Raw genomic sequence first — 14,424 nt, 5'->3', positions numbered from 1 at the left:
GAAGACTAATGAGCAACTTAATAGATATTATTCTTCCGCAAGGGCAGTTAGAAGGAACCTCAGCAACTTTAGCGGCTTGGTTAGTCAAAGAAGGTGACTCAGTGAGTGAGGGCGCACCGCTTGCTGAACTAGAAACCGATAAAGTGGTGATGGAAGTTTGCGCAGAAAAAGCTGGCATCATTGAATCGCTTTCTGCTCAAGTCGGTGATGAAGTTATGCCAGAACAAAGTCTAGGTAAGCTCAATCTTAGTGCGAGCGAACTAGCTCCTACGGCAAACCAAGCTGGGCGTAATTTAGAACAGCATGAAAGTAATACCAATAACCAAAGTGATAAGGCGTCAATTGAATCTACCCCTTTATGTGAAGACGATAGTGCATCTAACGAAGATGATAGTGCACGTAACTTTGTTAGTCCGGCAGTGCGCCGTTTGCTGCGTGAGAATAATCTTGATATAGAAAACATTACCGGAAGTGGCAAGCGAGGTCGCGTAACAAGAGATGATGTGTTGTCATATATAAACAACCCTCAGCCAAGAGAAGTGGCCGCCAAACTTTCTGAGCAATCGACTCAGCCGCCGCTTGCCAGTGCGCCATTCGAAAGCCTAGTGAGAGATAGCCGCCCGTTACAAGGTAAAAAAATACCCCATTCTAATATGCGAAAATCTATCGCTAGTCACATGGTAGAAAGTTTATTACATACTTCACCCCATGTGACGAGCGTTTTTGAAATGGACATGGGAAATATTATTGAGCATCGCAAATGGCACAAAAAAGAGTTTTCTCAAATGGGCGTTAAACTCACTTTTACCGCTTACTTTTTGGCAGCCATGGCCACTGCAATTAAAGCGGTTCCTCAAGTTAATGCTCGCTTTCATGAAGACTCACTTGAAATATTCGACGATGTAAATATTGGTATCGGTACTGCTCTTGGTGATGCGGGGCTTGTGGTTCCGGTGGTTGAACAAGTGCAAACAATGAACTTATTTGAAATTGCCAAAAACCTAAATCTGATGACGGATAAAGCCAGAGATGGCAAACTTAAGCCGTCTGATATGAAAAACGGTAGCATCACTATTTCCAATCATGGAGTAAGTGGCAGCTTGTTCGCAACGCCAATTATAATTAACCAGCCACAAGTCGCGATTCTAGGCGTTGGCAAGCTAGAAAAGCGGGTAGTGGTTGAGTCTGTTAATGGTGTTGATACGATGGTGATTAGACCAAAGTGCTATGTTTCGTTAAGCATTGATCACCGCGCACTAGATGCCCACCAAACCAACCAGTTTCTGAGCGTTTTTGTAGAAACAATAGAGAAATGGGGCGAGTAAAGATTAACTAAAAATGCGCTTGAGCATTTATTAGTGAGTACATAAGCATTCGTTTGATCCAGGTAAAGCCTATGCGCTGGTTTTTTAGCTAGGCGCCGCGATGAAACGAGATTACTAACTTATATTTTTTAGGAATTTATTGATGAGTGTAGCTGACAAATTAATTAAAAGTTACTTAGCGGGTGAATGGCAAAGTGGCAATGGTCGCAGTGATATTCTGGTTAATTCAGTTAATGACGAAGTGATTGGCCAAGTAAATTCGTTAGATAAAGGTTTCGAAGATTTTTTAGATTATGGACGCAGTGTCGCGGGCCCAAAATTAAGAGCGCTTACCATTCATGAGCGGGCTGAAAAAATCAAGTTTTTAGCTAAATATCTACTCGATAGGAAGCAAGAGTTTTATCAAATCTCTTATATGACAGGTGCCACCAAAGCCGATTCTTGGGTTGATATAGAAGGTGGTATAGGCACCATGTTCAGTTATTCTGGAATTGCTCGGCGCGAGTTAAATAATGACACATTTATTGTGGAGGGTGCGGTAGAGCCTTTATCGGCCAATGGAACCTTTGTTGGGCAGCATATTTTAACTTCAAAAGAAGGCGTAGCGGTTCACATTAATGCGTTTAACTTCCCTGTGTGGGGAATGTTAGAAAAGATAGCGCCTAGCTTAATTGCCGGTGTACCTGTCATTGTTAAACCGGCCACCGTGACTTGCTATTTAACTGAAGCTGTTGTTAAAGCCATGGTTGAATCTAAAATATTACCTGAAGGCAGCATCCAGTTAATTTGTGGAAGTGTTGGCGATATTCTAGAGCATGTTAACGAGCAAGATATTGTGACCTTCACCGGATCTGCTTCGACCGGTCAAAAGCTGCGCTCACACCCTAATATTATTGCTAAAAGCGTTCCTTTTACGATGGAAGCCGACTCGCTAAATTGCTGCATTTTAGCGCCTGATGTAACCCCAGAGCACCCTGAGTTTGACTTGTATATTAAAGAAGTCGCTCGTGAAATGACCACCAAAGCGGGACAAAAATGTACCGCAATTCGACGCGCCATAGTACCTAATAATATGTTAGAGCCGGTAAGCGAAGCATTAATTAAACGCCTAACGGGAACTGTGATAGGTGACCCAAGTCAAGAAGGCGTAAGAATGGGCGCATTAGTTGGTAAGTCTCAACGAGAAGATGTTTTGCAAGCGCTTAAGCAGTTGCAACAGTCGAGTGAAACATTACTAGATGGTTTAGAAAACTTTAAAACGATAGGTGTTGATGGCGATAAAGGTGCTTTTATGGCTCCTACGCTATTACATTGTAAAGACGCCTTTAAAAATACTGCGCCGCATGAAGTAGAAGCGTTTGGTCCGGTGAGTACTTTAATGACCTACAGTGGGATAGAAGAAGCGATAGCGCTTGCAAAATTAGGTAAAGGATCGCTCGCTGGCTCTGTGTTTACTGCCAGCCGCGAGCATGCCAGAGACATTATTTTAGGTACAGCTTCACACCATGGTCGAATGCTAGTGATTGATGCTGACTGTGCTAAAGAATCGACTGGGCATGGCTCTCCCTTAGCCAGCTTAGTACATGGTGGTCCTGGGCGTGCTGGTGGCGGCGAAGAGCTTGGTGGTTCAAGAGCAATCAAGCATTATATGCAGCGAACCGCGATACAAGGTTCACCAACTTCTTTAATGGCAGTTACCAATCAGTTTGTGCGTGGTGCTAAAGTCAAACAAGATCGAATTCATCCGTTTAGAAAATACTTTGAAGAATTGGAAATTGGCGAATCCTTAACCACTCATAGAAGAACGGTGACTGAAGCAGACATTGTTAATTTTGGATGTTTATCTGGCGATCACTTTTATGCCCACTTTGATGAAATAGCAGCTAAAGATTCGTTTTTTGAAAAGCGAGTCGCTCACGGATACTTTGTTATTAGTGCCGCCGCTGGAATGTTCGTTGATCCAGGTCAAGGCCCGGTTATTGCTAATTATGGAATAGATAACTTACGCTTTGTTGAGCCGGTTGGTATTGGTGATACTATTCAAGTTAAAATTTCGGTCAAGCGCAAAATTAAAAAGTCAAAACGTGAGGATGATAAATATCATACTGGTGTCGTGGTGTGGGATGTTGAGGTAATTAACCAGCATGACGAAGCCGTTGCAATTTACGACATATTGACCTTAGTAGAAAGGCAAAGCGCTGATTAAGTCGCTTTGCCATTAGGTTAAGCGTTTAACTTTTGGTTTGGTGATTAGATGAATTAAATCGCGGTCTGTCTGGTTGAATTTCGCTGAGCGCTTCTACTTCACGTAAGCTTTGCTTAGCGCGCAGTGCAAGTTGGGTATACTCTTTGGTGCCTTGTGTTTTCCAGTTAACTTCTTCGGCACTAAGTTGGCGGGCTACCTTAGCCGGTGTGCCCATAACCATTGAGCGAGCATCGCAAGTGAATTTTGCACGCACAAAGGAGCAAGCGGCAACCATAGACTCTTGGCCGATTATTGCATCGTCCATCACGACCGCATTCATGCCGATTAGGGCGTTTTCACCGATGCGGCAACCATGTAATACCGCGCTGTGACCAATATGGCTGTAAGGCTCTAAAAAGCAGTCTTTATCGGGAAAACTATGGAGTACGCAACAGTCTTGAATATTGCTATGGTGCGAGACATGAATGCGCCCAAAGTCACCGCGCAGCACTGCACAAGGACCGATATAGCAGTGATCTTCAATAATTACATCGCCGATAATTTCGGCGCTTGGGTGAATAAATGCAGTAGGTTTTATAACAGGCACAAAGTTGTCAATGGCATAAACCGGCACGAGATTCTCCATAAAATAAATTAAGTATTTAAACAATTTAAATTTAAGTATAAATGAGGCATCTGCATGTACCAAACAATTGTTGTTGAGAAAAATAAAGGCGTAGCCAAACTAACCTTAAATCGACCAGAGCGGTTAAACAGTTTTAACGTTGAAATGCATCAAGAATTGCAAACGGCTTTAGACGATATTGCAACTGACGGCGAAAGTCGATGTTTGCTGATAACCGGATCGGGGCGAGGCTTTTGTGCAGGTCAAGATTTGAATGATCGCGCTGTCAGCGCTGATACTAAAGCTCCAGATTTAGGTCTGTCTGTAGAAAAGTTTTATAACCCTTTAATCAGACGCATCACTAACCTTAAAATGCCAGTAATTTGTGCTTTAAATGGTGTTGCCGCAGGAGCAGGAGCAAGTTTAGTTATGGCTTGCGACATTGTTGTTGCCGCAAAATCTGCATCATTTATTTTATCATTCGCCAAAGTTGGGCTGGTGCCAGACTCTGGCAGCTCATGGCACTTTGCTCGCGCGATTGGTTTACCTAGAGCTAAAGCTATGGCAATGCTAGGTAACAAGGTAAAAGCGCAACAAGCGGAAGATTGGGGGCTTATTTATAAAGCCTCAGAAGATGAGAGCTTTTTGAGCGAAGCGACAGATATGGCAGAGTATTTGGCAACACAACCAACCGAGGCGTTAGCCAATATTAAGCAGTTAGTTCATACTGCTTTCGACTATAGTTTAAACGAGCAGCTAGAAAGAGAGCGCCAAGCAATGCAGCATTTAGGGCGCAGCCAAGATTATAGAGAAGGCGTTGCAGCTTTTATTGAAAAGCGTGAGCCAAATTTTAAAGGAAAATAATGAAGCGAGGTTGTTATGACAAAAGCCGAACAGTTATTAGCGAAAGATCCTGCATCACAGTTATTGGGTATTAAATTAGCCTTTATTGATGAAGGCCGTTGCGAACTGACAATGCTTGTAACTGATCAAATGGTCAATGGGTACGGTTTTTGTCATGGCGGTTTTATTTACACTTTTGCCGACACTGCGAGTGCATTTGCTAGCGCTTTAGAGGGAGCACAAGTGTTAACTGCAAATAATCAAATTGAATATTTAAGACCTGCCAAAGTCAATGAGACGTTAACCGCTAGAGCCAGTGTAAGCGCAGTGAGTGGCAGAAATGTATTTTGTGATGTGCAAGTCACCAATGCAGAGCAAGAATTAGTAGTTATTTTAAAAAGTAAATTAATTAGTCAAACGACTTAGTTAACCTAAGCGATAGCTAAAAAGGATTGAACGGAATGAAAAACGTATTTATTTGTGATGCTGTAAGAACGCCAATTGGTCGCTTTGGAGGCTCTTTGTCTGGTGTGCGGGCTGATGATTTAGGGGCAATCCCAATACGTGCTCTAATTGAAAGAAACCCACAAGTGGAATGGGACAGCATTGACGATGTGTATTATGGCTGTGCTAATCAAGCGGGAGAAGATAATCGCAATGTTGCACGGATGAGTGGATTGCTTGCTGGGCTTCCGCAAACGGTTCCTGCAGTAACCATCAATCGACTCTGTGGTTCAGGTATGGATGCGGTTGGCACTGCGGCTCGAGCAATAGCTTGTGGAGAGCAATCGTTAGCTATTGCCGGTGGTGTGGAGCAAATGTCGCGTGCGCCTTTTGTAATGCCTAAGGCAGAGTCTGCATTTTCTCGAAAAGCGGAAATATACGACACTACAATGGGATGGCGCTTTGTTAATAAAAAACTAGCTGAGCAGTATGGTGTCGACTCAATGCCAGAAACGGCAGAAAATGTGGCTGAGACTTTTAATATTAGTCGCGAAGATCAAGATCTATTTGCTTTTAGAACACAGGAGAAAACTCAGCAAGCACAGCAAAAAGGCATTTTTGATGTCGAGATTGTACCGGTCACTGTGCCGCTAAACCGTAAAGAAACTAAGTTATTTAGTGTTGATGAGCACCCGCGGCCTAGCACAATGGAAGGGCTTGCGAAATTGGCAACGCCGTTTAAAGCTAATGGTACCGTGACCGCCGGAAATGCTTCTGGTATTAATGATGGTGCTTGCGCATTGTTGTTGGCTTCACAAGAGCAGCTAGAAAAACAGCAACTAAAACCGCTGGCCAGAGTAGTGACTATGGCGACCAGCGGATTAGAACCGCGAATCATGGGGTATGGCCCGGTAGAAGCGAGCCGTAAAGCTTTGCAAAATGCCGGTTTAACACTTGACCAAATTGACGTGATCGAACTGAACGAAGCCTTTGCAGCACAAGGTCTGGCGGTTTTGCGAGAACTTGGTTTGGCAGACGATGATGCGCGAGTGAATCCTAATGGCGGAGCAATTGCTTTGGGACACCCGCTAGGCATGAGCGGAGCTAGACTGGTTACTACCGCCGCTTACGAATTGCAACGTAGCAAAGGTCAATATGCTTTATGTACTATGTGTATTGGCGTAGGCCAGGGTATTGCTATGATTATAGAACGAGCAGAGTAGCCATTATTATAGTGTAAGGCGAATATATACTGTCTTAATCCTACTTGAACCTTAAAACGGCTGTAATGAGCCGTTTATTTTACCTGTTTTATGATACATTAATTGATGGATATTGGAATTATTGGTATCATTTAAGCAAATTTATTGAGAGAGAAAAGCGATGCAAACGGTAGATAATGCACAGCAGCAAGCTGAATTTGACCGCAAAGTTGCGGAAGAGCAAAAGATTGAGCCAACCGATTGGATGCCAGAAGATTATCGTAAAAACCTGATTCGACAAATGTCTCAGCATGCTCATTCAGAAGTAATCGGAATGCAACCTGAAGGAAACTGGATCACACGGGCGCCAAGCTTACGCCGTAAAGCGGTTTTACTTGCCAAAGTACAAGATGAAGCTGGCCACGGTTTATATTTGTACAGTGCGACGGAAACTTTGGGTATTTCTCGTAGTGAATTAATTGAAGCGCTACAAACAGGTAAAGCTAAATATGCTTCTATATTTAACTACCCAACTCTGACTTGGGCCGATGTTGGTGCGATTGGCTGGCTAGTTGATGGTGCAGCGATTGTAAATCAAATTTCATTGCAGCGAACCTCGTACGGGCCTTATGCACGAGCAATGATTAGAATTTGCAAAGAAGAAAGTTTTCATCAACGTCAAGGTTACGAAATTATGTACGCTTTGGCGAAAGGAACCGAAGAGCAAAAGCAAATGGCTCAAGATGCGATGAACCGCTTTTGGTGGCCGTCTTTGATGATGTTTGGACCACACGACAGTGACTCTGCTCATTCTGGCAAATCGATGAAATGGAAAATAAAACGTCAATCAAATGATTATTTGCGCCAGAAATTTATTGATCAAACGGTCCCACAAATTGAGGTACTTGGCTTAGAAATGCCCGATCCAGAAATCAAGTGGAATCCAAAGCGTAACGCTTACGATAGCGGTGAAATTGACTGGGAAGAGTTTTATCAAGTGATTAATGGTAGCGGACCATGCAATCATCAACGCTTAAAGCACCACCGTAAAGCGCATGATGATGGTGAGTGGGTAAGAGAAGCGGTGCGCGCCTATCGCGCAAAGCAATCACAAAAATCAGCAGAAAATGTTGCTTAATTAAAAGCAACTCACTAACTAAATTAAAATGAGAAATTAACATGAGCCAAGAACATTTAGCAGTGTATGAAGTTTTTATTCGCTCTGCGCGAGGTCTCGATCACAAGCATGTAGGCAGTGTGCATGCGGAAAGTCCAGAACATGCTCTTATGTATGCAAGAGACGTTTATATCCGTCGTTCAGAAGGGGTGAGTATTTGGGTTGTAGAAGCAAAAAATATAACGGCTTCGCAAGAAGGTGATATCGATAACTTCGTTGATCCAATGGACGACAAACCATACCGCCATGCGACTCATTATGAGCTGCCTGATAGCGTTAACAACATGTAACGGCGAGCGAATCAATGACTGAACAAAACCAACAAGACTTAGTTAAATTCCTTATCGGCATGGGAGACGACGCGTTAGTATTAAGTCACCGACTCTCTGAGTGGTGTAGTAACGGCCCTTATTTAGAAGAAGATATTGCATTGTCAAATGTGGCGCTTGATTACATTGGTCGCGCCCGAATGTTTTATCAATATGCTGTTGAAATTGAAGGCCAAGGGCGAACCGAAGACGACATCGCTTATTTGCGTACAGAGAGAGAATATACCAACTTGCTTATTCATGAGTTACCAATTAATGACTTTGCTTTTACGATGGTTCGCCAATATTTTGTTGATGTATTTTACTGCGACTATTTAGAAAGGTTGACCCATTCTAATGACCAAACTATTGCTGCGATTGCAAACAAAGCGATAAAAGAAAGTCGCTATCACTTAAAGCGTAGCGAGCCATGGATTCGACAATTGAGTGAAGGAACCGATGAAAGCCGGCGACGCATTTTAGATGCTTTAACTGAGCTAGAAAATTTTGTTGGTGAATTGTTTATTATGTCTGATTGGGAGCAGCGCTTGGCTGAGCAGGGCATAGCTGTCGATCGAAAGTTGATTGAAAATAACTGGAATCAAACGGTACAAGCTTTCTTTGCACAGTCAAATATCAGTATTCCACCTGCAGCGCTGCAAATTCGCGGTGGGCGAGATGGAATTCATACCGAGCATTTAGGCCACATGTTAAGTGAAATGCAATATTTACAGCGCACCTATCCTAATATGCAATGGTAATTAAACTTAAAGCGCTAGTTAACTAGCGCTTTTAAATAGACATTAAAATGAATCAAACTGCTCAAATAATTCCAACCCACAACCCTGTGTTTGCACAGCGTTTAGCCCTTCGTCGAAAATCAGAATATGCTGATATTTGGAACTTACTTGATCAAGTCTATGATCCAGAATTACCGGGGCTAACAATTTGGGATTTAGGTATTCTACAAAATGTTGAGCAAGAGTCAGGCAATTGGGTAATCACAATTACGCCTACCTATAGTGGTTGCCCGGCAGTAGACGCGATTAAAGATGATGTGGTTAAGGCGTTGTCTGCTGCTGGTATTGATAAAGTAAAAGTAAAAGTTGCGTTAGCGCCTGCGTGGACAACCGAAATGATGTCACCACAAGGCAAAGCACACTTAAAAAGTATACAAATAGCGCCACCCAATGAGCAGAATAATGTTGTGTGCCCGTTATGTGAAAGTGACGATACCTTGTTAGTTAGCCAGTTTGGTTCAACTGCCTGTAAAGCAATGTATCAATGTAAAAGCTGTTCAGAAATATTTGACTATTTTAAACACTTTTAAGTTTGGCTAAAACGAATTTAAGCTAGTTTTAAAGATAATTAAACTGGCATGTTAGCAATCTTAGCTAGTACTCAATCTATTTTAAGGAATTAAAATGAGCACAGAGTTTCACTCACTAACAGTTGAATCTGTTGAACGATTAACTAAAGATGCCGTTGCACTGACTTTTTATGTGCCTGAGAACTTACGTAAAGAGTATGAATATATTCAGGGGCAACACTTAACCTTAAAAGCGGATATAAACGGTCAAGATGTTAGGCGCTCATATTCTATTTGTGACAGCGTAAAAGCTCAAAAATTGACTGTTGGTATTAAAAGCATAGAAACCGGCTTGTTTTCTAATTACGCTAACCAACAAATAAAACCCGGCATGCAAGTTGAAGTGATGCCTCCTCAAGGTCACTTTTATACCGAGCTAAAAAACGATAATAAAAAAAATTACTTAATGATTGCTGTAGGTAGTGGCATTACTCCCATTCTTTCGCATATTCAGTCAATTCTAGAAGCAGAACCTTGCGCATCGATTACTTTAATTTACGGTAATAAGTCAACGCCAATGATGATGTTTCGAGAAAAGCTTTGTTTTATTAAAAACCAATACTTGGAAAGATTTCAATGGATTAACTTGTTTACTCAAGAGGAAAACGATGCCGCTATTTTTAATGGAAGAATGAGCGTACAAAAGTTAATTGATTTTAACAAAGCAAAGCTGCTTAATCTGAAAACGATTAATGATGTATTTATTTGTGGCCCGGAAGGCATGATTAATGAAGTCGTTTCGCATTTTAAAAGCGAAGGTTTTAATGCTGAACAGTTGCATTATGAGCTGTTTTTCGCTGGAGATTCAAACCAAAAAGCACAGCAACAAAAAGCAGAGAGAGCTAAAAAGTATGCTGGTAAAGCTGCTAAAGTGTCGGTTAAGGTTGCCGGCAGAAAAATTCTTATGGATTTGGATTTTGGTGGTGACAATATACTAGATGCCGCGATGGAAAGTGGTGCCGATTTACCATTCTCTTGTAAAGGTGGGGTTTGTGCAACCTGTAAGGCCAAAGTTGTAAAAGGCAAAGTAGAAATGGATATGAACCACTCGCTAACCGAGCAAGAAGTTGAAGACGGAATGGTGCTAACTTGCCAAGCACATCCTGTTTCCGATGATGTTGAAATTGACTTTGATTTAGCTCAATAAGTGACAGTGCCGCTTAACAAAAATTTGCAAGCAGTGAACATAGAAAACTTTATTCAATCTCGCGTTGATAGTGAAAATATCAGCTGTAAGTCGTTTGTCGTTACGGTGTTTGGCGATTTAGTATCTCAGCATGGTGGTTGGATTTGGCTAGGCAGCTTAATTCAATGTTTACAACCGTTAGGTTATTCAGAAAGGCTTATTCGCACCTCTGTTTATCGACTCGTACAAGAAGACTGGTTGCAGGTTAAAAAACTAGGTCGGAAAAGCTATTATAGTTTTACCGCCAATGCTAATCGTCACTATACCAAGGCAGCACGTAGAATTTATGCCAATCAGGTGTATTTTAGTAACAGAAATTGGTTAATTGTGTTACCGGTATTTGTTCCAGATGACAAAATGCCTCTACTTAAAAGGCAGCTACGCTGGTTAGGGTTTAGTCCTTTGGTTAGCGGAGCCTATGCGCATCCTTCTAGTGACCAAGTGGCGCTAGAAGAAACTATTCAAGAGCTTAAAATTAGCGATGCTGTTATTGTACTCAGTGGACACACATTAAATGAAGACTCTCAACTCACCCTAAAAAAGTTAGTGTTTGAGAAATGGGATTTAGAGCAGTTAAATGGGCAATATCACAAGCTTATAAATGACTATCGGTTTTTAGAATCAATTGAATTAAATTTAAAAGCATCAGCCAAAATAAATGATGGGCATTTTGTTTTGTTAAGACTGCTTTTAATTCATGAGTACCGTCGCATATTACTTCAGGATCATGAATTGCCAAGGGAGCTGTTACCGCCTAACTGGCACGGATTGACTGCGCAAAAGATGGTACAGCAGTGTTATCAAACATTAGCCAGCCGTTCAATTAGATTTATTGTTTCGCAACTGCAAAATCAAGATGGATACTTACCTAAGAACTCAGCAGAGTTTGAGCAACGATTTAGTTAAACTATTTTTTTAAAAGGTATTAATTTAATGCAAAGTAATTTCTCGCAAGTTATTTTAGAAAAACGCAATAATATTGGTTTGATCACGATTGATTACCCGCCTGTAAACGCGCTGTCACAAAATGTTAGACAGGGACTTGTGGAGGGTGTTGAAGCATTTGAAAATGACTTGCAAGTTAAGGCCATTATTATTACTTGCAAAGCGAGAACCTTTATTGCTGGTGCTGACATTAAAGAATTTGGAATGCCTCCGAGCAAACCTTTTTTACCTGACGTGGTAAACCGTATTGAAGCAAGTAATAAGCCGGTAGTGGCTGCAATGTTTGGTACATCATTAGGCGGCGGTTTTGAAGTTGCGCTTGCGTGTCACTACCGAGTGGCCTATAAAAACGCCAAGGTTGGACTGCCAGAAGTCAATTTGGGGCTTATTCCTGGAGCAGGTGGTACTCAGCGTTTACCGCGAGTTCTTGGAGTAGACAAATCAATACAAATGATTACTACGGGAAATCATTTACAAGCTGATAGCTTTTCCGATACAGCATTGTTTGACTGTTTAGTCGCTAACGATAAAGACTTAATAGAAGCAACAATTGAATTTGTTGAACAGCGCTTGGCGCAAGGGCAGCTGTGTGTAAAACGAGTTGGTGATCTAAATGTTGATTCCACTAAAATAGATTGGCAGTCTTTAAAAGCGCAAGTTGTTAAAAAAGCGCGCGGTAAACAAGCACCGGTAACTGCACTAGAAGTAATTGAAAATAGCATAAACCTAAGTATAACAGAGGGCATGAAAATAGAGCGCGAAGCTTTCTTAACGTTGCGCGAGTCGGAACAATCTGCCGCGTTACGACATGCTTTTAGTGCAGAGAAACAAGCCAATAAAACTTCACTAACAGGCGAGCCACAACAAGTCGAATTAGTGGGAGTTGTTGGCGGCGGTAACATGGGTTCTGGAATTGCTACAGCGTTTTTAAATAAAGGGTTTAAAGTAGTACTAGTTGAAAGAAATAGCGAAGCGTTAGCTGCGGGTGCCGGCCGAATTAATGATAATTTTAAGAAAAACTTATCAAGAGGCGCCATGACGCAAGACCAAATGAACGCTGCTTTAGCCAACTTATCGACCGCTACTGAATATAAATCTTTAGCTAAAGTCGACTTAGTCATTGAAGCTATTTTTGAAGATTTAGAAGTAAAAAAACAGCTTTTCTCTCAACTTGATAAAGTATGTAAAAAGACTTGTATCTTTGCCTCAAATACTTCTTATTTAGATATTAATCAAATCGCTAATTCGCTAACAGAGCCTAGCCGACTCGTAGGAATGCACTTTTTTAGTCCCGCTCATATTATGAAGTTATTGGAAGTTGTTAAAGCCGAAAAGTCATCTGAAATTGCACTAGCCACGGCTATGAATGTTGGAAAACTGTTAGGCAAACAAGCGGTACTGGTAGGGGTTTGCTTTGGCTTCGCAGGCAATCGCATGTACACACGTTATGGCCGAGAAGTTCAACAGATGCTTTTAGAAGGGGCTTCAATTGAGCAAATTGATCAAGCGATGACAAGCTGGGGAATGGCGATGGGCCCACTGGCAGTGCAGGATTTATCTGGCATAGATATTGGGCATAATGCACGTAGTGCGCAACCATTCCCTAGCCACGACCCAGGTTATTTTCGTGCTGCCGCTTGTATGGTTGAAAAAGGCAGGCTAGGGCGTAAATCAGGCATGGGGTTTTATTCTTATGCTAGCGGAAAGCCTCAGCATGATCCTGAAGCAGACAATTTAATCAGGTTAACAGCGCAGTCACTCAATATTGAACAGCGAAAATTTTCTGAGCAAGAAATAGTAGAAAGAGCTCTAATGGCTTTAATTAGTGAAGGCTTAAGCTTATTAGCTGAAGGCATAGTGCAAAGAATATCTGATATCGATGTGATTTGGCTACATGGCTATGGGTTTCCAAGACACAAAGGAGGACCTATGTTTCAAGCTCAACAAATGGGAAAAAAAGCAGTTGAGTTAAAATTGGCTGAATTGAGAAATGCTTTTGGCGATAAAATTTGGCCTCAAGTAGCGCTAGCGCCACTTAAATAAATTTAATCGCCGAATGCTGAACAACATTAATTATTTATGTTGTCAGTTTTTCAGGTTAATATCGGTTGAAAATGGCTGAAAATAGTACCCAAATGGATAATTCAAAAGTTAAAAGCATGCCAACAACAGACTCTGTCAATATTAAGCAGGCGGTAGGAAAAGTTAAGTATAACCTCGATTTACAAAGCTTCTTGCCTTATCGAATGTACCGCTTAGCGACTCAAATGGCGCAAGCTGGTAATAAGTTGCCGGAGTTGCTCGCAGCAACGGGGGTGCCAATTGGAGAAAGAGAGTGGCGGGTAATCTCGGTGTTGGGTGCTTACGGCGGTTTAACCAACGGGCATGTTGCTGAGGTGTTAAAAACTGACGCCGCGACAGTCACCAGAGCGGTTAAAGTGTTAAAGAAACAAGGCTTTGTCGATACGAAAAATTCCAAGCGTGATCGCCGCAAACAGCTTATCTATTTGACCCAAACTGGTGCTGACTTCCATGATGAAATAACCCCCAAACGAATTGAAACGGGCGAAATTATAGAGTCTTGTTTGTCATACGAAGAGAAAGAACAGCTGCATCATTTACTCAATAAGTTAGACCGTCACTTAGAGCATATGGAAAATGAACAGGAAGACGAGTGGGAATAACTTGCAAAACAGCTCGCTGACATAATAATCGCTTTCTGTGTACCTATTTACTGTGTAAAATGCCGACTAATAACGAGTAGGGCTGAGGAACAGGCTAATTCTACTGAGATTTATATGAAATAGAAGGGGAC

The 14,424-nt window shown here is 41.8% G+C and carries 14 protein-coding genes; 13 read left to right on the top strand and 1 reads right to left on the bottom strand.

The window, feature by feature from the left end; genetic code table 11:
* Positions 1-8 precede the first annotated feature (8 nt).
* A complete protein-coding gene (locus tag ACUR5C_RS09615) occupies positions 9-1,325 on the top strand; it encodes a dihydrolipoamide acetyltransferase family protein (protein WP_454464903.1) in 1,317 nt (438 codons plus the stop codon).
* A gap of 142 nt (positions 1,326-1,467) precedes the next feature.
* The gene (paaZ, locus tag ACUR5C_RS09610; protein WP_454464902.1) at positions 1,468-3,531 is read left to right on the top strand and encodes a phenylacetic acid degradation bifunctional protein PaaZ; all 2,064 of its coding nucleotides are present in this window, start codon (positions 1,468-1,470) and stop codon (positions 3,529-3,531) included.
* Positions 3,532-3,556: 25 nt separating this feature from the next.
* On the opposite strand, the gene ACUR5C_RS09605 is transcribed toward paaZ, so the two are convergent.
* Positions 3,557-4,144 carry an acyltransferase gene (locus tag ACUR5C_RS09605; RefSeq protein ID WP_454464901.1) on the bottom strand — a complete coding sequence of 196 codons (588 nt, stop codon included), beginning with the start codon at positions 4,142-4,144 and terminating at the stop codon, positions 3,557-3,559.
* 66 nt (positions 4,145-4,210) lie between these two features.
* On the opposite strand from ACUR5C_RS09605, the gene paaG reads away from it, so the two are divergent.
* The 11 genes from paaG to ACUR5C_RS09550 all read left to right on the top strand — a co-directional run bounded on the left by paaG (position 4,211) and on the right by ACUR5C_RS09550 (position 14,293).
* Positions 4,211-4,999 (top strand): 2-(1,2-epoxy-1,2-dihydrophenyl)acetyl-CoA isomerase PaaG, encoded by a 789-nt coding sequence (gene paaG / locus ACUR5C_RS09600; RefSeq protein WP_454464900.1) that lies wholly within the window; start codon positions 4,211-4,213, stop codon positions 4,997-4,999.
* 15 nt (positions 5,000-5,014) lie between these two features.
* Complete coding sequence (locus ACUR5C_RS09595; RefSeq protein WP_454464899.1) at positions 5,015-5,404, top strand: PaaI family thioesterase; 390 nt, start codon at positions 5,015-5,017, stop codon at positions 5,402-5,404.
* A gap of 35 nt (positions 5,405-5,439) precedes the next feature.
* Positions 5,440-6,645 (top strand): 3-oxoadipyl-CoA thiolase, encoded by a 1,206-nt coding sequence (pcaF, locus tag ACUR5C_RS09590; protein WP_454464898.1) that lies wholly within the window; start codon positions 5,440-5,442, stop codon positions 6,643-6,645.
* 160 nt (positions 6,646-6,805) lie between these two features.
* Complete coding sequence (gene paaA, locus ACUR5C_RS09585) at positions 6,806-7,762, top strand: 1,2-phenylacetyl-CoA epoxidase subunit PaaA (protein ID WP_454464897.1); 957 nt, start codon at positions 6,806-6,808, stop codon at positions 7,760-7,762.
* A gap of 41 nt (positions 7,763-7,803) precedes the next feature.
* Complete coding sequence (gene paaB / locus ACUR5C_RS09580) at positions 7,804-8,091, top strand: 1,2-phenylacetyl-CoA epoxidase subunit PaaB (protein ID WP_454464896.1); 288 nt, start codon at positions 7,804-7,806, stop codon at positions 8,089-8,091.
* A gap of 14 nt (positions 8,092-8,105) precedes the next feature.
* Positions 8,106-8,870 carry a 1,2-phenylacetyl-CoA epoxidase subunit PaaC gene (gene paaC / locus ACUR5C_RS09575; RefSeq protein WP_454464895.1) on the top strand — a complete coding sequence of 255 codons (765 nt, stop codon included), beginning with the start codon at positions 8,106-8,108 and terminating at the stop codon, positions 8,868-8,870.
* A 47-nt stretch (positions 8,871-8,917) separates the two neighbouring features.
* Positions 8,918-9,439 (top strand): 1,2-phenylacetyl-CoA epoxidase subunit PaaD, encoded by a 522-nt coding sequence (paaD, locus tag ACUR5C_RS09570; protein WP_454464894.1) that lies wholly within the window; start codon positions 8,918-8,920, stop codon positions 9,437-9,439.
* Positions 9,440-9,533: 94 nt separating this feature from the next.
* Positions 9,534-10,625 carry a 2Fe-2S iron-sulfur cluster-binding protein gene (locus ACUR5C_RS09565; protein ID WP_454464893.1) on the top strand — a complete coding sequence of 364 codons (1,092 nt, stop codon included), beginning with the start codon at positions 9,534-9,536 and terminating at the stop codon, positions 10,623-10,625.
* Positions 10,626-11,570: a PaaX family transcriptional regulator gene (locus ACUR5C_RS09560; protein ID WP_454464892.1), complete on the top strand. Its 945-nt coding sequence runs from the start codon at positions 10,626-10,628 to the stop codon at positions 11,568-11,570.
* Between the two features lie 27 nt (positions 11,571-11,597).
* On the top strand, positions 11,598-13,652 hold the full coding sequence (locus ACUR5C_RS09555) for a 3-hydroxyacyl-CoA dehydrogenase NAD-binding domain-containing protein (RefSeq protein WP_454464891.1): 2,055 nt from the start codon (positions 11,598-11,600) through the stop codon (positions 13,650-13,652).
* Between the two features lie 71 nt (positions 13,653-13,723).
* On the top strand, positions 13,724-14,293 hold the full coding sequence (locus ACUR5C_RS09550; protein WP_454464890.1) for a MarR family winged helix-turn-helix transcriptional regulator: 570 nt from the start codon (positions 13,724-13,726) through the stop codon (positions 14,291-14,293).
* The last annotated feature ends 131 nt before the right edge of the window (positions 14,294-14,424 follow it).

It is taken from the genome of Aliikangiella aequoris, from assembly GCF_053709105.1.
This window is presented reverse-complemented; position numbering and strand designations above follow the sequence as displayed.